The organism is Kitasatospora sp. NPDC036934 (assembly GCF_055608425.1).
Genome location: NZ_JBVJQR010000003.1, coordinates 117,197 through 135,067, shown reverse-complemented (window position 1 = coordinate 135,067; position 17,871 = coordinate 117,197). Strand labels below are relative to the sequence as shown.

Sequence of the window (17,871 nt, the reverse complement as noted above, 5' to 3'; positions counted from 1 at the left end):
CCGCGGCAGCGGCGGGGCGGGGCGGTGACCAGAAGATGGCGGAGACGACAGCTGTTTCCGGAGGTCCCGAGCCGGCCGCGGACTCGGGCCCCTGGGACGCCGTACCGCCGCCCGTCCACCGGCCCGCGGAGGAGCACCCGCCCGGGCCCGCCGCGCTGTACGAGCCGCCGGTGCCCCCGGCCGTGCCGCCGGCCCCGCCGGTCGCGCCCACCGGCTGGACCCTCACCGGCCTGCCCGCCGCCGGCGCCCCCGCCCAGGCGGCGCCGCAGCAGCCGCCGGCCCCCGGTACGGCCGCGGCCCCGGCCGCTCCGGGCGGGCTGGGCGCCTCGCCGCGCGGCCGGATCCTGGTGATCGAGGGCGGCTACGGCAACGCCGGCCGCCGCACCTGGGGCCGGGGCGGCCCCACCCAGGCGCCGGTGCTGTCGGCGATGCTCGCCGCCGTCTCGCCGCAGGTGCTGCTCGCCGCGGACGCGGTGGACGCCGTCCACCTCCCCGGCGCCAGCGACCCGCACACCGTGCTCGCCCACCTGCGCGCCGCCTCCCGGCACCCCGGGCCGCTGCTGGTCCACCTGGGCGGGCACGTCGTCGCCGACAAGCGCGGCGGGCAGCTGCAGCTCACCCTGCGCGACTCCAGGCAGGACGGTCTGCCCTGGCAGGCCCTCGCCGCCGAACTGAGCCACCGTCCGGCCGAGTGGCAGACCCTGGTCATCGCTGACCTGAGCGCCGACCAGAACGCCTGGCCGTACCTCCAGGGCACCATCTCTCCGCTCAGCGAGGGCCTCCCGCTGTGGGCCGTCGTCAGCCCGGACCCGGAGCAGATCGGCACCTTCACCCGCGCCCTGATCGAGGCCCTGCACGGCGGACGCCCGGGCGCGGGCGAGGTGCTCGCTCCCGAACAGCTGCGCCAGCAGGTGTACTCGGTGCTGCGGCCGGACGTGGTCATCCTGGCCACCCACACCCCGGACCGCCCGGTCTTCCGCAACACCGCCCGGCGGGGCGAGGCCCCGGCCGCCGACGTCGTGCTGCCGGTGCCGGACCCGCATCCGGTCATGGACGCGGGGCCGGCCGAGCCGGCGCTGCCCGTCGCACCGCCGCTGCCGCGCCAGGCGGAGCCCCGGGACGCCGTGGTCGAGCGGGCCCCGGTGGCCGAAGTCCCGTCAGCCGGGGCCCCGGTGGCCGAAACCCCGGTCGACGCCCCGGTGCCGGTCACGCCCGTCGGCGGACCGGTGAACCTGGTCAAGCCCGGCGTGCCGCCCACGCCGCCGCGGCCGGCCCGCCCGGTCAGCCTGCGGAAGGCGGGCGAGCAGCCTGCCGAGGCACCGTCGAGCGTCAGCCTGCACAAGGCCGCCGGTGCCGGTGCCGTGGTGCTGGCGGAGGCGGCCGTGCCGTCGACGGGTGTCACCCTGCGCAAGGCCCGGCCGGAGCCCGTGGACGCCGTTCCGGAGGCGGCTGAGGCCGGTGACCTGGCTGTGGCGGCCGGGGAGTTCACCGAGGAGCCCTGGGACGCCGTCCCGGCCGAGGCACTGCCGACGGCCGTGGAGCCGCAGGACGAGGTGCCGACCGGTGAGGTGCCGGACGACGCTGTCCCGGCAGACGAGGTCCCGGCCGATGAGGTGCCCGTCGCGGAGGTGGCGGAGGTGTCCGTCGCGGAGGAGCCGCAGGTCGAGGTGCCCCAGGACGAGGCTCCGGCTGATGAGGTTCCGGTCGACGCTCAGCCCGCTCAGCCGGCTCGGCCCGAGGCACCCGCTCAGGCCCAGGCACCCGCCGACCGACAGGCGGGCGCCCCGGCTGCCAGCGCGCCGCGCGAGGACTACCGCGAGGTCATCGGACGGATCGTCCGCAGCGCCGACGCCGGGGACCACGCCGGCGCCACCGACCTCGCCTTCGCCCTGGAGCTGGAGGCGATCGCCGAGCACGGGGCGGTCTCCGAGCCGGTGCTCCAGGTTCGTCAGGTGCGCGCCCACGTCTGCCGGCTGGCAGGCCGGACCGCCGAGGCGGCCAGCATCTACCGCGAGGTGGCGCTGACGCTGCTGCGCTCGCAAGGGGCGGAGGACCCGGAGGCCCAGCGGGCGGCCACCAACGCCGAGGCCTGCTGGCGTTCGATCACGGACCGGGCTGAGGCCATCCGTATCGCCCCGGAGATCATCGAGCTGCGGGCCTTCCTCCCGGGCCGGGACAACCGCAAGCTCCGGGCCGCCGAGCGCTACCTGGCGCAGCTGGCGGCGGCCCCGGCGGGCGCCGACCAGGCCTGAGCCGGGCGGCTCCCGGCTCCCGGCTCCCGGCTCCCGGCTCCCGGCTCCCGGCTCCCGGCTCCCGGCTCCCGGCTCCCGGCTCCCGGCTCCCGGCTCCCGGCTCCGTCGGAGAGCAGCGAACGGCGAACAGATAACAGCGAACGGATGACAGATGTTGAAATCTGTCATCCGTTCGCTGTTATCTGTCAGCTGTCACGTGTCGGCTCACTCGTCAGCCGCCACCCGAGCACGGCCACGAGCGCCCACCCGACCGGCTGCTTACTGCTCGTCGCCCTGGCTGTCGTCGTTGCCCAGCAGGTCGCCCGCGAGCGCGTGGACGAACTTGGCGCCGTCGATGGTGCCCAGGCCGCTCGAGAGGTCGTAGCCCTCGGTGGCGTTGTAGCCGGTGACGCCGCCCCACCCGTTGTCGCCGTCCTTGACGTCGACGATGCCGCTCCACTTGCTCGGCAGCAGGCTCAGGCCGTACAGGCTCGGGTTGATCTGGCCGAGGCGGTGGCCGGCGAGCTGGTCGGCGAGCGCGACGATGCCCGAGAACAGCGGGGTGGCCTCGCTGGTGCCGCCGGTGAGGTGCCAGCCGACCGCGGTCGGGTCGTAGGACTCGTAGGTCCAGGCGGCACCGTCGACGGCCGCGCTCATGCTGATGTCCGGGGTGCCGCGGTGCGCACCAGTGACGTTCGCGACGCCGGCCTGGTACCACGGGCGCTGGAAGATGCCGGACACGCCGCCGCCGCCGGCGCCGGACTTGTCGTGCCACACCTTGTCGGCCGCGGTGCGCTTGCCGCTGTCGTCCAGGGTCAGCTGGGTGCCGCCGATGGAGGTGACCAGCGGGTCCGAGGACGGCCAGGAGTTGACCTTGAACGGGTACAGGTCGGTGCCGTTGGTCTGCGAGTCGGTCGCGCCGTTGTCGCCGGAGGCGGCGAGCACGGTGACGTTGCGGTCGGCGGCGGCCTTGAAGGCGTAGCGCAGGTCGGTCAGCGACTTGAAGTCGCCCTTGTCGTAGCCCGGGAAGGTGTTCTCGGTGGCACCGAAGCTCTGCGAGATGACGTCGCCGACGCCCTTCTTGATGAGGTCCTTCTCGGCGTCCATCATCTCGGGCAGGCCGGTGGTGCCCTCGGTCTCGGCGACGCCGGTCTCGACCAGGACGATGTGCGCGTCGGGGGCGATCGCGTGGGCGTACTCGACGTCCAGGGTGGTCTCGCCGGCCCAGCCGGTGTGGTCGGGGTTCTTCGGGTCGAAGGCGGGGACGTTGCCCCACTTCCGCACCTCGACCTGGGTGTCCTTGATGCCCCACTGCTTGTCGAAGACCTCCAGGTCGTGCTGGATGGTCGGCGAGCCGAAGGAGTCGACGATGACGATCGTCCGGCCCTTGCCGGTGACGCCCTCCTGGTAGAGCGGGCCCAGGTTGTAGGCGGCCTGGTACTGGACCGGCGAGTAGCAGTGGATGCCGATCTGGCTGACGCACTGGGTGGTGCTCAGCGGCGCCGGGCGGGTGGTGGCGAGGTGGTGGCCGAAGGAGGCCGGGCGGACGTGGACGCCCGAGAGGTCGTGCGCGGGGGCGGCGGTCGCGGCGCCGACGGCCGGAACGGCAACGGTGCCGGCGGTGAGGGCGGTGGCCCCCACGGCGAGCAGAGCCAGGGCACGGCGGAGGGTGGCGGGGCTGCCCATGGGACTCCTTGGGACGCAGAGGGCCCGACCTGAGGTGGTCGGGTCGGTTTCGGACATCCCATCGAGAGCCGCATGATCATGCCATAGTCATTTGGTGGGGTCGGCTGACCAGGTGCATGGTCATGATCGGCCACGCGAAAAGGTAAAGGCCGTCCCAGGGAAAAGTAACCGCGCACCTGGGACGGCCATATGATGACACGTCAGTAATATTCAATGAATATTAACCGTATCTACCCAGCACCCCCGTACTTCAATCGAAGTCGTCACAGTCGGGGCGACTACCGGGCGCCGCCGTTGACGTACAGCGTCTGCCCGCTGACGTACGAGGCCTCCTCGCTCGCCAGGAAGGCCACCACCGAGGCGACCTCCTCCGGCTGCCCGACCCGGCGCAGCGGCGTGCGGGCGGACACCTCGGCCTGGTGGTCCTCGGCGGTGGCGCCGACCCGCTCGGCGGTGGCCGCCGTCATCGCGGTGGCGATGTAGCCGGGGGCGACGGCGTTGACGTTGATGTTGAACGGCCCGAGCTCGATCGCCAGGGTCGCGGTGAGCCCCTGGATGCCGGCCTTGGCGGCCGCGTAGTTGGCCTGACCCCGGTTGCCCAGCGCGGAGCGCGAGCTGAGCGAGACGATCTTCCCGTACTTCTGCGCCACCATGTACTTCTGCGCCACGTGGCTGCAGTTGTACGCGCTGGTCAGGTTGACGGTCAGGACGGCGTCCCAGTCGGCCTTGGGCATCTTGAAGAACAGGTTGTCCCGGGTGATCCCGGCGTTGTTCACCAGGACGTGCAGCCCGCCGAGGTCCTCCGCGATCCGCGCGAACACCTCCTCGACGGCGTCGTAGTCGGCCACGTCGCAGCCGTAGGCCCGGGCGGTGCCGCCCTTGGCGGTGATCTCGGCGACCGTCCCGGCCGCCCGTTCGGCCGTCAGGTCGACCACCGCGACCGTGGCGCCCTCCTCCGCCAGCCGGCGGGCGGTGGCCGCCCCGATGCCCTGCGCCGCGCCGGTCACCACGGCGACCTTGCCCGTGAATCGAGCCATGTCAGTTCCTCCGCTCATGTGGAAACTCCCTCGGACGTCCTCGGCCGCAGCCGTTCCGGACGTCAATCGCTCCGGGCGCCAGCTGCTCCGGACGTCAACCGACCCGGACGTCAGCCGTTCTCGACCAGCACGGCCGTACCCTGCCCCACGCCCACGCACATCGTGGCCAGGCCGCGCCGGGCGCCGGTGCGGCGCATGCGGTGCAGCAGGGTGGTGAGGATGCGGGCGCCCGAGCCGCCCAGCGGGTGGCCGAGGGCGATCGCCCCGCCGCTCGGGTTGACCACCTCGTCGGCCCGCTCCGGGCTGAACCCGATGCCGTCGGCGGAGGCCAGCGCCTGGGCGGCGAAGGCCTCGTTGAGCTCGGCGGTGTCCAGGTCGGCGAGGTCCCAGCCGGCCCGGCCGAGCACCTTGGCGGTGGCCGGCACCGGGCCGATGCCCATGACGTCCGGGTGCACCCCGGCCGAGGCCCCGGCCACGTAGCGGCCGAGCGGCTGGAGTCCGAGGTCGCGCAGCGCCTCCTCGCTGACCAGGACGAGGCCGGCCGCGCCGTCGTTCATCGGCGAGGCGTTCCCGGCCGTGACGGTGCCGTCCGGGCGGAAGGCGGGCTTGAGCCGGGCGAGCTTCTCCAGGCTGGTGTCCTCGCGGATGCCCTCGTCCTGGCTCACCGTCACCCCGTCCGGCCGCTCGACCGGCACCAGTTCGGCATCGAAGTGCCCGTCCTTGCGGGCGGCGGCGGCCCGCTGGTGGCTGCGCAGCGCGAAGGCGTCCTGGCGCTCGCGCCCGATGCCGTACCGGCCCGCCACCTCCTCGGCGGTCTCGCCCATGCTGAGCACGCCGTGCAGTTCGGCCATCCGGGGGTTGGTGAGCCGCCAGCCGAGCCGGGTGTCGTGGGTCTCGATCCGGTGCGGCAGCGCCTCGTCGGGGCGGGGCAGGACGAAGGGCGCGCGGGTCATCGACTCGCAGCCGCCGGCCAGCACCACCTCGGCCTCGCCGGAGCCGATGGCCCGGGCGGCGAGGGTGACGGCCTCCAGGCCGGAGGCGCAGAGCCGGTTGACGGTGGCGCCGGGGACGGTCTCCGGCAGGCCGGCCAGCAGGACGGCCATCCGGGCGGCGTTGCGGTTGTCCTCGCCGGCCTGGTTGGCGGCGCCCCAGTAGACGTCGTCGATCCGGGCCGGGTCGAGGGCGGGTACGTCGGCGAGCAGGGCGCGCAGCACGGTGGCCGAGAGGTCGTCCGGCCGGACCGTGGCGAGCGCTCCGCGCAGTCGGCCGATGGGTGTGCGGCGGGCTGCGGCGAAGTAGACGGGACGCACGTCGTGCTCCTTGTCGAAGGGGGGTGGGTCAGAAGGCGTTGACGCCGGTCAGGGCACGCCCGATGAGCAGTTGGTGGATCTGGCTGGTGCCCTCGTAGAGGGTCATCACCCGGGCGTCGCGCAGGTACTTGCCGACGGGGTACTCGTCGATGAAGCCGTAGCCGCCGAAGACCTGGAGCGCGTTGTTGGCGGCCCGGACGGCGGCCTCGCTCGCGTAGAGCTTGGCGACGGAGGACTCGGTGGCGAACGGGAGGCCGCGTTCGATGTGGTCGGCGACCTTCCAGGTGAGCAGCCGGGCCGCCTCGACGTCCACCGCGATGCCGGCCAGCAGTTCCTGGACGAGCTGGCGCGAGGCGATCGGCTTGCCGAACTGCTCGCGTTCGCCCGCGTAGCGGACGGCGGCCTCCAGGCAGGCCCGGGCGATGCCGACGCAGCCGGCCGCGACCGACATCCGCCCCTTGGCCAGGGCCGCCATCGCCACCGTGAAGCCCTTGCCGAGCTCGCCGAGCCGGGCGCTGTCGGGCACCCGGACGGCGTCCAGGGTGAGTTCGGCGGTGGCCTGGCCGCGCAGGCCGAGCTTCCCGTGGATCTCGGTGCGGCCGAAGCCGGGCAGGTCGGTGGGGACGAGGAAGGCGGTGATGCCCCGGTGGCCCTGCTGTTCGGGCCGGTCGCCGCCGGTGCGGGCGAAGACCAGGGCGACGTCGGCCCAGGTGCCGTTGGTGATGAAGGTCTTGGTGCCGCTGATCAGCCAGTCGTCGCCGTCCCGGACGGCCCGGGCGGTGAGGTTGGCGGCGTCCGAGCCGGTGCCGGGTTCGGTGAGCGCGAAGCAGGCGAGTGCCTCGCCGGAGGTGAGCCGGGGCAGCCAGTGCCGCTTCTGCTCCTCGGTCCCGAAGCCGTTGACCGACTTGCCGACCAGCCCGAGCGAGACCGAGACGATGCCGCGCACGGCGGAGTCCCCGCGCCCGAGTTCCTCCAGCACCAGGCAGTACGCGAGGTGGTCGCCGCCGCTGCCGCCGTACTCCTCGGGGATGGTCAGGCCGAGGAAGCCGACCTTGCCGAGCTTGCCGATGATCGCGCGGTCCACCTGTTCGGCGCGGTCCCACTCGGCGGCGTACGGAGCGATCTCGCGGTCGGTGAAGGAGGCGGCGAGGTCCCGGACGGCGGCCTGCTCCTCGGACAACTCCAGGTTCACGACGGTGCCCACCTCGGTAAACTAGCGCTGCAAGTTTTACGAGGGGACTGTAGCTCCGACCCGCCGTACTGGGAAGGGGCACCTGTCAGAATCGGTCCCCACCCACCCGACCGGAGGTACCACCCGATGGCCCGCCCGCGCACCCCGCTGCTCAGCCGCGACCGCATCGTCGCCGCTGCTCTGCGGCTGATCGACGGCGAGGGGCTTGAGGTCCTCTCCACCCGCCGCCTCGCCGCCGAGCTGTCGGTCAGCGGGCCGTCGCTCTACAACCACTTCGCCACCAAGGACGAACTCCTGGACGCGGTGGTGGACAGCGTCATCGGGGAAGTCGACCTGTCGATGTTCAGCGCCCCGGGCATGCCCTGGCCGCAGGCGCTGCGCGACTGGGCGCGCTCCTACCGTGCCGCGCTGGCCGCCCATCCCAACATCGTCCCGGTGCTGGCCCAGGGCCCGGGGCGCCGGCCCAACGCGCTGCGCCTGGCCGACGCCGTCTTCGGACACCTGGTCGAGTCCGGATGGCCGCGCGGCCAGGCGACCCGGATCGGCGCGCTGATGCGCTACTTCGTCACCGGCTCCGCGCTGGCCTCCTTCGCGGCCGGCTTCCCGGCGGACGCCGAGGTCTACGACGCGGCCGACTACCCCCACCTCGGCGAGGCGCACCGGCTCGCCGGGCACCGGGGGACCGTCGACGAGAGCGCCTTCGAGACCGGCCTGGAGGCGCTGCTGGACGGGCTCGCCCTGCGCTTCGAGCGCCTCGCCGTGCGCTCCTGACACGCGGCAGCGGGCGCGCGGGACCGGACCGGGCGCGCGCGTGGGCCGGGTCTGCGGGACCGGGTGCGCGCGGGACCAGGTGCGCCGGGGCCCGGGGCTACCAGGGTTCGCGGGCCAGGAAGGCCGGCCGCTGCTCCGGGTCCACCGGGTCGTAGTACCGGTGGTAGACCGGCGTCAGCCCACCGGAGACCGGGGGCACGATCCAGCTCCAGTCCGCCGGGGTCGGACGGCCGAGCCGCTGCTCCTGGGCGACGTGCTTGAGGAAGCGCTCCGACTCGGTGTGGTGGTCGGCGATCGTCACCCCGGCCTCCTGGAAGGAGTGCAGCACCGCCAGGTTGAGCTCGACCAGAGCGCGGTCGCGCCAGAGCGTGCGGTCATTGGAGGTGTCCAGGCCCAGCCGGTCGGCGACGGTGCCCAGCATGTCGTAGCGGTCGGCGTCGGCGAGGTTGCGGGCGCCGATCTCGGTGCCCATGTACCAGCCGTTGAACGGCGCGGTGGGGTAGCGGACGCCGCCGATCTCCAGCGTCATGTCGCTGATCGCGGGCACCGCGTACCAGCGCAGTCCGAGGTCGGCGAACCAGGGGTGCTCGGGGTGGCTCAGCGGCACCTCCAGGGTGGTGTCGTCGGGGAGTTCGTACCAGCGGGGCCGTTCACCCGGCCGTTCCTGGATCAGCAGCGGGAGCGCCTCGAAGCGGTCCTCGGCGCACTTCCAGCCGAGGTCGCGGGCCCGGGCGGTGAGCGCTGCGCCCGCCGGGTCGCCGACCACGGTGGCGCCCCGCGGGCCGTCGTCGACCCGGTGCCCGGCGTAGCGGACCAGCTGCTGGTTGAGGATCCGCGCGGCCGGGCGGCCCGGGCGGTCGGGGGCGAACACCGAGACCACCGGGCGGATCCGGCCGCCGTTGCCCGCCAGGCGCAGGTGCTCGAAGCACTCGGCGGCGATGTCGTCGGCGGCGGACAGGTGGCGCAGGTCGCGAACGACCAGGCTGCGCCAGTACAGCCGGCCGATGCAGCGGGCGGCGTTGCGCCAGGCGAGCTTGGCGCCGTAGGCGAGTTCGGCGGGGGTGTGCCGGTAGCCGCCGGTGCGGTCGATCTCCTCCCGCACGGCCCGCAGCCGGGGCTCCGGGGCGCCGGCCGCGGGCTGCTCGCGGTGGAACTGCCGGATGAAGTCGGCGGCCTGCTCGGGATCGGTGAACGGCGCTGGCGCGGGCGGCAGTTGAGACTGCGGCCCCGGGGGTGCGGGCGGCGTGGCGAATTGACCGGTGAGTCGGCCGACGGGTGGCGCGACGGGTTCGGCGGCGAACGGCGCGACGGGTGGCGCGAAGGCCGTCGCGGTGTGGGTGTGGGCGTACGGACAGCCGCCGCTCGGGGCGGTGGCGGTTCTGCGGGTACGGAGCCGGTTGAAGATCAAGGACACATCCCTCCTGCCGCCCAGGAGTACCGGAGGTGTCCGGCCCGGCGCAGGGAGTGAACGATTCGGCCCCCGCACCCGCGCTGAGCGCGCTAGGGTGCGGGGGCCGAAGGTCAGACTGTACGACCGGTTGCTGCGGGGCAGGTCAGCCCATGTCCTCCAGCCGGACGCCCTTGGTCTCCTTCATGAACTTCGCCACGAAGACCAGCGACAGGGCCGCGAAGGCCGCGTACACCAGGTAGGTCGCGGAGAGGTTCCAGCGCGACAGCGACGGGAACGAGACGGTGATCACCCAGTTGGCGATCCACTGCGCGGAGGCGGCGACGGACAGCGCGGCGGCGCGGATCCGGTTCGGGAACATCTCGCCGAGCATCACCCAGACGACCACGCCCCAGGACATCGCGAAGAACAGCACGAAGGCGTTGGCGGAGATCAGCGCGACGGTGCCCTGGAGGTCGGGCAGCGAGACGTTGTCGCCGGAGCCGGTGGCGGAGGAGAACGCCCAGCCGGCCGCGGCCAGGGTGATGGCCATGCCGGCCGAGCCGATCAGGGCGAGCGGCTTGCGGCCGATCCGGTCGACCAGCAGGATCGCGATCACGGTGCCGAGGATGTTGATGACCGAGCCGATGAAGCTGATCAGCAGCGAGTTGCTCTGGTCGATGCCGACGGACTGCCACAGGATCGACGAGTAGTAGAAGATCACGTTGATGCCGACCAGCTGCTGGAAGACCGACAGGCCGATGCCGACCCAGACGATCGGGAGCAGGCCGAAGCGGCCGCCGAGCAGGTCGCGGAAGCGGGGGCGGTGGTCGGAGGCGATCAGCGACTGCACCTCGGCGATCCGGGCGTCGGCGTCCACGCCCTCGCCCTCGACCTCGGCCAGCACCTTGCGGGCGTCGTCCAGGCGCTCGGCCTGGATCAGGTAGCGCGGGGACTCGGGGATCACCGAGGCCAGCACGAAGTAGACCACGGCGGGGACGACGCAGACGCCGAGCATCCACTGCCAGGCCTCCAGGCCGAGCAGCCGGCCGCGGGTGTCACCGCCGGCGGCGTCCGCCAGCACCCAGTTGACCAGCTGGGATATCGCGATGCCGAGCACGATCGCGGCCTGCTGGAAGGAGGCCAGCCGACCGCGGTACTTGGTCGGCGCGACCTCGGCGATGTAGGTCGGGGCGATCACCGAGGCGATGCCGATGGCCGCGCCGCCGAGGACGCGCCACAGGGCGAGGTCCCAGGGCGAGAACGGCACCATCGAGCCGACGGCGCTGACCGCGAACAGCAGCGCGCCGGCCTTCATGACCTTGATGCGGCCGTAGCGGTCGGCGAACCGGCCGGCCAGCGCGGCGCCGACCGCGGAGCCCAGCAGTGCGGAGGACACGATCAGGCCGGTCTCGCCGCTGCCGACCCCGAACTTCCCCTGGATGCCGGAGACCGCGCCGTTGATCACGGAGCTGTCGTAGCCGAAGAGGAAGCCGCCGAGGGCTGCGGCCGCGGTGATGAAGACAACGAAGCCGAGGCGGCCGGGCGCGGTGGCCTCGGTCGCCCCGGAGGGCTTCTGGGTGACGCTCACGATCTTGACTCCTGGTACTCAACGCTGAGCTCGGTAGCCGAGATCGTAACCCCTGTTCGTTCAAGGCTTGTAGACGGGGAGCCTCAATTTTTGCTCTGAGAATTCGTAAGGTGAACAAGCAAATTGAGGGCCCCCGCTGCTGTCGCCGCTGCGGCCGGGCGGCTTCGGCCCGTTGCGCCCGGGCGGGCTCACGCCGGGGCGGACAGTGAGAGCCCGAACCGGCCCTCGGGGTCGGTCCACCAGTGGGTCAGCCGCAGTCCGGCCGCCGCCAGCTCCCCGCTCACCCGCTCCCGGGTGAACTTGGCCGACACCTCGGTGCGCAGCTCCTCGCCCCGGTCGAAGTGCACCGGCAGGTTCAGGGCCGGGATCTTCACGGTCTGCGAGCGCAGCGAGCGCAGTCGCATCTCGATCCACGCCTGCTCCCGGTCCCAGAGCGCGACGTGCTCGAACGCGGTGGGGTCGAAGTCGGCGCCCAGCTCGCGGTTGAGCACGTTGAGCACGTTGCGGTTGAACTCGGCGGTCACCCCGGCGCCGTCGTCGTAGGCGGCGACCAGCACCGCCGGGTCCTTGACCAGGTCGGTGCCGAGCAGCAGGAAGTCGCCCGGGTCGAGGGCGGCCCGCAGGCCGCGCAGGAAGACCGCGCGCTCCTGCGGGAGCAGGTTGCCGAGGGTGCCGCCGAGGAAGGCGACCAGGCGGGGGCCGCCGTCCGGGGGCAGGCCGAGCCGGGCGGTGAAGTCCGCCAGCACCCCGTGCACGGCCAGGCCCGGGTACTCGGCGGCGAGCGCGGTGCCGGCCGCGACCAGCGCGCTCTCGCTGACGTCCACCGGGACGTACGCCTCCAGGTCGCCGGTCGAGCGCAGCGCGTCCAGCAGCAGCCGGGTCTTCTCGGAGGAGCCGGAGCCCAGTTCGACCAGGGTGCGGGCGCGGGTGGCGGCGGCGATCGCGTCGGCCCGGGCGGCGAGGATGGCCCGCTCGGCGCGGGTCGGGTAGTACTCGGGCAGCCGGGTGATCTCCTCGAACAGCTCGCTGCCCCGGGCGTCGTAGAACCACTTCGGCGGCAGCCATTTCGGCTCGGCGGTCAGCCCGTGCCGGACGTCGTGGTGCAGTGCCGTGCTGAAGTGGTCGGCGGGCAGCAGTCGGGTGAGATCGAAGGTGTCCATGACAGGGTGGGTCCTCTGTTCAGAAGATGAAGGGAGAGTGGAGGGTCAGTAGTGGCGGGGGAGCGGCCGGACGGAGACGCCCGCGGCGTCGGCCAGCAGCAGGGAGCCGTCCGGGGCGAGCGTCCAGCCCGGATCGTCGTCGTACGGCTCGGAGGCCACCACGGTGCCGAGGCCGGGCAGCTCGCGGTGGTGCAGGGTGTCGCCCCAGGTGGTCGCGGCGAGCGCGGTGCCGTCGGTGAGCAGCAGGTTGAGCCGCCCGGTGGTGTGCGCGGCGACGTCGGCCACCGTGCCGGCCAGCGCCTCGCCGAGGTCCGCGCCCCGGCGCAGCCGGTGCAGGGTGAGCGCCCACAGCAGGGCCGAGTCGGTGCGGGCCTCCAGCTCCAGCAACTCGGCGGGCGGCAGCAGGGCGGCGAGGGCGTCCAGCTTGCCGGGCCACCCGGCCACCGCGCCGTTGTGGCTGAACAGCCAGCGCCCGGCGGCGAACGGCGCGGCCGCGTTCTCGCCCGCCGCGCAGCCCTCGGTCGCGGAACGCACGGCCGCCACCAGCGCCCGGGTGCGGACCACCCGGGCGAGATCGGCGAAGGTCGCGTCCGCCCAGATCGGCCCGGCCCGGCGGTAGCGGGCGGGCTGTTCGTCGCCGTCCGCGTACCAGCCCAGGCCGAAGCCGTCCACGTTGACCGTCCCGTACTGCTGGGTCCGGGGCGCCCAGGACTGTCGGTACAGCGCGTACGGCGGATTCACCAGGAGCTCCTGTGGCGCCACCGGGCCGCCCAGGTAGGCGAGGTGGCGGCACATCAGGCCTCCCCCGGGGCGGGGTCCAGGCTGCGGGCGGTGCGGAAGCCCGCGAAGATCTGCCGCCGGACGGGATAGTCCCAGTTCCGGAAGGTGCCCCGGCAGGCGACCGGTGCCACCGCGAAGCAGCCGCCGCGCAGCACCTTGTACTCGGGCCCGAAGAAGACCTCCGAGTACTCCTGGTACGGCCAGGCCCGGAACCCCGGGTAGGAGTGGAAGTTGCTGGCCGTCCACTCCCACACATCGCCCATCAACTGGCGTACTCCATAGGGTGATTGGCCGCCCGGGTAGCTGCCGGCCGCGGCCGGGCGCAGATGCCGCTGGCCGAGGTTGGCGTGCTCGGGTCCGGGCGGGCCGTCGCCCCAGGGGTAGCGGCGCGAGCGGCCGGTGGCCGGGTCGTGCCGGGCAGCCTTCTCCCACTCGGCCTCGGTCGGCAGTCGGCGCCCGGCCCAGCGGGCGTAGGCGTCCGCCTCGTACCAACTGACGTGCAGCACCGGCTCGTTCGGCGGGACTGGCTCGACGGTGCCGAAGTGGCGGCGCAGCCACTGGCCGTCTTCTCGTCGCCAGAACAGCGGGGCGGTCAGGCCGGCGTGCAGGCGGTGCTCCCAGCCCTCCGGCGTCCACCAGCGCGGTTCGTCGTAGCCGCCGTCGGCGATGAAGCGCTGGTAGGCGGCGTTGGTGACCGGGGTGGTGTCCAGGAAGTAGCCCGGCAGCTGCACGGTGTGCGCCGGGCGCTCGTTGTCCAGCGCCCACGGCTCGATGTCCGTGCCCATGGTGAACGGGCCCGCGGGAATGAGGACTTCGGCCGGCAGGGTGGCCACGTCGGCGGGCGCGGGCGGCGGCGGGGGAGCGGCCAGAGCGGGCTCGCCCCGGCGGAGCTGATGGGTGATCAGCATCGTTTCGTCGTGCTGCTGTTCGTGCTGGGCGATCATCCCGAAGGCGAACCCGGCCTCCAAAAGCGGTGCGCCCTCCAGCGGGCTGGCGGCCAGCAGGTCCAGCACCCGGCCGCGCACCTCGTGGGCGTAGGCGCGGGCCTCGGCGGGCGGCAGCAGCGGCAGGCTGGGGCGCTCGGCCCGGGGGTGCTGGAACGCGTCGTACAGCGGGTCGATCTCGGGGTGCATCGGGTCGCGGCCGCCGACGTTGCGCAGCAGCCAGAGTTCCTCCTGGTTGCCGATGTGGGCGAGGTCCCAGACCAGCGGGGACATCAGCGGCGAGTGCTGGGCGGTGAGGTCGGCGTCCTCGACGCAGTCGGTCAGCGCGGAGGTCCGGGCGCGGGCGGCCAGCAGCTCGACGGCGATGCTCCCGCGCAGCGCCTCGCTGCCCGCGGACGGCTCGGCGGAGCCTTCCCCCGGGGTGGCGGGCGGTCGGACGTCGGTCATGATGCCTCCTCCGGGGGAGTGCGTCGGGTGCCGGAGCGCAGGGCGTCCAGTTGGTCGTCGGCCGGGCAGCGGCCGCGCGCGGGGTAGCGCTCGGCGAACTCGGCGACGGTGGCGCGCAGCCGCCCGGCGCCGGGCAGACGGCCCAGTGCGGCATCGGCGGCGGCGAAGCAGGTGAGGGCGGCGCGGCGCAGCTCGGGGTCGGCGACGCCCTGGGCGGCGGCGCGGCGCCAGACCTCGCTGCGCGGCGGGCGCGGGCCGCCGGCGCGATCGAGCGGCTCCAGCGCGGCGAGTACGGTGTCGGCGGCCACCGGGTCGTCCAGCAGTGCGGTGACCAGCGCGGTGGGCACCACCCAGCCGTCCCCGGGCTGGGCGTCGATCATCCGCAGCTCCAGGTGGCCGCGCGGGCGCACCGGCGGGAACAGCGTGGTGCAGTGGTACTCCAAGTCGGCCAGCGTGGGCGGGCGTTCGTCGGCGCCGCGGATCCAGTCGCGGAAGGTCAGACCGGGCGCCGCCGTCCACGGCTGGCCCTCGGGCCTTTGCACGCAGAGGACTTCGGCGTCCAGCACGTACTGGGTCCAGGCCTCGCGCGGGTCGCCGTGGTCCGGCTCGGGGGCGAGGGTGCGGCTCGGGTCCATCCGGGACCAGACGGTCTGCCGGGTTGACCGGTGGCCGGTCGGCCTGCCGTCCAGGATCGGGGAGTTGGCGAAGGCGGCGACCAGCACCGGGCCCAGCCGGTGGACCAGCTGCCAACGCCGTTCGGCCGCGTGCGGACCGGCCGCGTCGCCGGCGTCCAGGCACACCTGCACCGACGCCGTGCCGGTCATCATGACCCGACCCCAGGGCCCGGCAGAGTCGAAGAAACGCTCCATGGCGAGGTAACGGGGGTGGTCCAGCACCATCCGGCGGGGGCGGGCCAGTGGGTCCGTCCCGGTACCGGTGAGTCGAAGGCCCTCGGCCGCGAAGGCGGCCCGCAGGGCGGTCAGATCGCGTCGGGTCTCATCGACGCAGGCCAGGAGGCCGGTGGCGGGCGGGGAGCTGAGCTCGACCTGTCCGCCGGGTTCGAGCGTGAGGCGCGAACCGGAGGGGAGCGTGTCGCCGTCCGGACCGCCCAGGGGCAGCGACTCCAGTGCGGCGTGGAGCAGTTCCGGTGGAACGGGTCGGCTCGGACATCGGTCGTCATGGACGAACCACTCGACCTCGACCCCCACCAGGCGGGGCGGTCCGATCTTGAAACAGACGCCCGACACGTGGCTGCGCGCCCCCGATTCGGTCAACGGGGTCACCCCGGTGGGGGGCGGTGGCGCGCTCTGCCGGTCGGGCGGAGTGGTGCGGGATATCGGCATCGCCGGACTCACCATCCTCGGGATCACGATTGCGGCCCGGTCTACCTTGCCCAGTCTGCTACGGAGCATGCGGGGCCGCTTCGCAAATATCGCGTGAATGTTCGTTTCCGCAGGTCAGGGGGGTGGCGAACGGGTGAATGCGGAGGTTTCGAGGCAGTGGGAGGCGGGGCGCCGCCAGGGGCTGGCCGACGGCACGTGCCGGGGTCACAGACGGTCGAGCCGCTCCAGGACGATGTCCAGAACGGGGCCCGGCAGGGCGTAGTTGAGGCGCAGTGAGCCGGCGTTGCCCATGCCGCCCGTGCCGCCCGTGCCGAACTCGGCGCCGTCGGAGGTCTCCAGGCCGCAGCGCTCCAGCAGCGCCGCGCGGGCGTCGGCCGGCGGCAGGCCGAGGGCGGCGGCGTCCAGCCAGAGCAGGTAGGAGGCGCTCGGGATGGAGCGGACGGCCGGGCCGAGGCGGTCGGTGAGCCGGGCGCGGGCGGCGGCGAGGTGGGCGAGCAGCGCGTCCAGCCAGGGGCCGCCCTCGCCCAGGGCGGCCCGCTGCACGGTCTGCTCCAGCAGGCCGCCCTCCCAGAGGCCGTAGCCGGCCATGGTGTCGGTGAGCCGGGCGCGCAGCCCGGGGTCCGGGACGAGGGCGAAACTGCTGGGAACGCCGGAGCAGTTGAAGGTCTTGCCGACGGAGTTGAGGGTGATGACGGAGCGCCGGTGCGCCGGGTCGGCGGTGGTGACGGCGACGGGGTGGAGGTGACCGGGGTGGGTGAGGTCGCCGTGCACCTCGTCCGAGACCAGCAGTGCGCCGCTCTCCGCCGCCCAGGCGGCGAGACCGCGTACCGCGCCGGTCGGCCAGACCATGCCGGAGGGGTTGTGCGGGTTGCTCAGCAGTACGGCGGCGGCCGGGCTGGGTAGCGGGCCGCGCGGCAGGCGGTAGCCGTTCGGGGCCAGGTGCAGCGGCAGCTCCTGGTGTCGGAGCCCGGCCGCACGGCAGAGCTGCGCGAAGCCGCCCCACTCGGGGGTGGGGAAGAGGACGGGGGCCTGCGGCCGGACCGTCTCCAGGAGGAGGCGGAGTGCGGTGCGCGGACCGCAGGGCAGCAGTAGGACCCAGTCGGGGTCGACCTCGACGCCGTGCCGGGCGCGGTACCAGTCGGCGACCAGGGTCCGTCCGGATGGGTCGCAGACGGTGTAGCCGTACGCGCGGTGGCGGGCGCGCCGTTCCAGCGCCTCGGCGACGGCGGGAGGGCCGGGCAGGTCCATGTCCGCCAGGCCCATCGGGATCACCCCGGGGGCGGCGGCCCGAGCCCACTTGCTGCTGCCGGTGCCGGTGCGGTCGAAGGGGGTGTCGAAGTCGAAGTCGAAGTCGACGTTGGCATCGGCATCGAAGGGAGTGGTGGGGCCGGGGGTCGGCGAACAACTGACAGGTGACAGATTTCGAAATCTGTTATCTGTTCGATGAAAGTTGTCGTCTGTCATCCGTTCGCCGTCCCTTGCTCGCCGCCGCCACCCGCCAGGTACCGCTCCAGCCCCCGTCGGCCCCGGTGCATCATCACCGCGTGGTTCGCCCGGAACAGCGGGTGCAGCGGCAGGGCGAGCCGCCGCAACAGGGGCTTGCCGGGCCGGGCATCCTCCTCGAACAGCACCCGGCACCCCGCGCCGCCCGGGCCGTCCGCCGTGATGGTGAACCGCGACCACCCGTGGAGGTCGCCGCGCATCTCCGCCTCCAGCACCCCGGCCGCCGGGTCGTGCCGGCGCCGTTCCAGGCCGATCACCAGCCGGTACGGCAGCAGCGCGCGGAGCACCACCTGCCCGGAGTCCGGGCCGGTCTGCCGGGCCTCGCGGATCTCCGGCCACCACAGCGGGTAGCTCCGGACGTCCTCCAGTGCCGCGTACGCCGCAGCGGCCGGGGCCGTGAGCCGCCACGCGCCCCGGAAGTGGTAGTGGTTGGGATCCACCCGCCTACCCTAGGGCCTGGGGCCACGAGGGTAGGGGTGAACGGGCGCG

14 protein-coding genes are annotated in these 17,871 nt (G+C 73.7%); 2 read left to right on the top strand and 12 right to left on the bottom strand.

Translation table 11 applies throughout. From position 1 onward, the window contains the following. Positions 1-35 precede the first annotated feature (35 nt). Complete coding sequence (locus tag ACZ7BZ_RS05700; RefSeq protein ID WP_470357252.1) at positions 36-2,252, top strand: hypothetical protein; 2,217 nt, start codon at positions 36-38, stop codon at positions 2,250-2,252. Positions 2,253-2,510: 258 nt separating this feature from the next. Here ACZ7BZ_RS05700 and ACZ7BZ_RS05695 read toward each other — a convergent pair whose 3' ends face one another. The 4 genes from ACZ7BZ_RS05695 to ACZ7BZ_RS05680 all read right to left on the bottom strand — a co-directional run bounded on the left by ACZ7BZ_RS05695 (position 2,511) and on the right by ACZ7BZ_RS05680 (position 7,456). Further along, the gene (locus tag ACZ7BZ_RS05695) at positions 2,511-3,917 is read right to left on the bottom strand and encodes a S53 family peptidase (RefSeq protein ID WP_380456455.1); all 1,407 of its coding nucleotides are present in this window, start codon (positions 3,915-3,917) and stop codon (positions 2,511-2,513) included. Positions 3,918-4,195: 278 nt separating this feature from the next. Then, positions 4,196-4,954, bottom strand: coding sequence for a 3-oxoacyl-ACP reductase FabG (gene fabG, locus ACZ7BZ_RS05690; RefSeq protein ID WP_470357251.1), 759 nt, complete (start codon positions 4,952-4,954; stop codon positions 4,196-4,198). A 110-nt stretch (positions 4,955-5,064) separates the two neighbouring features. Next, a complete protein-coding gene (locus tag ACZ7BZ_RS05685) occupies positions 5,065-6,264 on the bottom strand; it encodes a thiolase family protein (protein ID WP_470357250.1) in 1,200 nt (399 codons plus the stop codon). A 28-nt stretch (positions 6,265-6,292) separates the two neighbouring features. Then, positions 6,293-7,456: an acyl-CoA dehydrogenase family protein gene (locus tag ACZ7BZ_RS05680; RefSeq protein ID WP_470357541.1), complete on the bottom strand. Its 1,164-nt coding sequence runs from the start codon at positions 7,454-7,456 to the stop codon at positions 6,293-6,295. A 126-nt stretch (positions 7,457-7,582) separates the two neighbouring features. On the opposite strand from ACZ7BZ_RS05680, the gene ACZ7BZ_RS05675 reads away from it, so the two are divergent. Beyond that, entirely contained in the window at positions 7,583-8,227 is a 645-nt protein-coding gene (locus ACZ7BZ_RS05675) for a TetR/AcrR family transcriptional regulator (protein WP_470357249.1), read from the top strand. 97 nt (positions 8,228-8,324) lie between these two features. On the opposite strand, the gene ACZ7BZ_RS05670 is transcribed toward ACZ7BZ_RS05675, so the two are convergent. From ACZ7BZ_RS05670 to ACZ7BZ_RS05635, 8 genes are all read right to left on the bottom strand, one after another. Beyond that, positions 8,325-9,440, bottom strand: a complete 1,116-nt coding sequence (locus ACZ7BZ_RS05670) for a nitric oxide synthase oxygenase (protein WP_470357540.1) — start codon at positions 9,438-9,440, stop codon at positions 8,325-8,327. Between the two features lie 340 nt (positions 9,441-9,780). Then, positions 9,781-11,205: a sugar porter family MFS transporter gene (locus ACZ7BZ_RS05665; protein WP_470357248.1), complete on the bottom strand. Its 1,425-nt coding sequence runs from the start codon at positions 11,203-11,205 to the stop codon at positions 9,781-9,783. A 188-nt stretch (positions 11,206-11,393) separates the two neighbouring features. Continuing rightward, positions 11,394-12,365: an L-histidine N(alpha)-methyltransferase gene (gene egtD, locus ACZ7BZ_RS05660; protein ID WP_470357247.1), complete on the bottom strand. Its 972-nt coding sequence runs from the start codon at positions 12,363-12,365 to the stop codon at positions 11,394-11,396. Positions 12,366-12,410: 45 nt separating this feature from the next. Further along, complete coding sequence (gene egtC / locus ACZ7BZ_RS05655; protein ID WP_470357246.1) at positions 12,411-13,160, bottom strand: ergothioneine biosynthesis protein EgtC; 750 nt, start codon at positions 13,158-13,160, stop codon at positions 12,411-12,413. Further along, positions 13,160-14,536 carry an ergothioneine biosynthesis protein EgtB gene (gene egtB, locus ACZ7BZ_RS05650; protein WP_470357245.1) on the bottom strand — a complete coding sequence of 459 codons (1,377 nt, stop codon included), beginning with the start codon at positions 14,534-14,536 and terminating at the stop codon, positions 13,160-13,162. The genes egtC and egtB overlap by 1 nt, the downstream gene beginning before the upstream one ends. Further along, on the bottom strand, positions 14,533-15,819 hold the full coding sequence (gene egtA / locus ACZ7BZ_RS05645) for an ergothioneine biosynthesis glutamate--cysteine ligase EgtA (RefSeq protein ID WP_470357539.1): 1,287 nt from the start codon (positions 15,817-15,819) through the stop codon (positions 14,533-14,535). Before egtA ends, egtB begins: the two co-directional genes overlap by 4 nt. 264 nt (positions 15,820-16,083) lie before the next feature. After that, positions 16,084-17,343 carry an aminotransferase class I/II-fold pyridoxal phosphate-dependent enzyme gene (locus tag ACZ7BZ_RS05640; RefSeq protein ID WP_470357244.1) on the bottom strand — a complete coding sequence of 420 codons (1,260 nt, stop codon included), beginning with the start codon at positions 17,341-17,343 and terminating at the stop codon, positions 16,084-16,086. Further along, complete coding sequence (locus ACZ7BZ_RS05635) at positions 17,340-17,822, bottom strand: SRPBCC family protein (protein WP_470357243.1); 483 nt, start codon at positions 17,820-17,822, stop codon at positions 17,340-17,342. The genes ACZ7BZ_RS05640 and ACZ7BZ_RS05635 overlap by 4 nt, the downstream gene beginning before the upstream one ends. Positions 17,823-17,871 lie beyond the last annotated feature (49 nt).

Excerpts from the sequence above, each read along its gene's own strand:
- ACZ7BZ_RS05700 (WP_470357252.1), top strand. The coding sequence starts at position 36 with ATGGCGGAGACGACAGCTGTTTCCGGAGGTCCCGAGCCGGCCGCGGAC.
- ACZ7BZ_RS05695 (WP_380456455.1), bottom strand. The coding sequence starts at position 3,917 with ATGGGCAGCCCCGCCACCCTCCGCCGTGCCCTGGCTCTGCTCGCCGTG.
- fabG (WP_470357251.1), bottom strand. The coding sequence starts at position 4,954 with ATGGCTCGATTCACGGGCAAGGTCGCCGTGGTGACCGGCGCGGCGCAG.
- ACZ7BZ_RS05675 (WP_470357249.1), top strand. The coding sequence starts at position 7,583 with ATGGCCCGCCCGCGCACCCCGCTGCTCAGCCGCGACCGCATCGTCGCC.
- egtD (WP_470357247.1), bottom strand. The coding sequence starts at position 12,365 with ATGGACACCTTCGATCTCACCCGACTGCTGCCCGCCGACCACTTCAGC.
- egtC (WP_470357246.1), bottom strand. The coding sequence starts at position 13,160 with ATGTGCCGCCACCTCGCCTACCTGGGCGGCCCGGTGGCGCCACAGGAG.
- egtB (WP_470357245.1), bottom strand. The coding sequence starts at position 14,536 with ATGACCGACGTCCGACCGCCCGCCACCCCGGGGGAAGGCTCCGCCGAG.
- ACZ7BZ_RS05640 (WP_470357244.1), bottom strand. The coding sequence starts at position 17,343 with ATGACAGACGACAACTTTCATCGAACAGATAACAGATTTCGAAATCTG.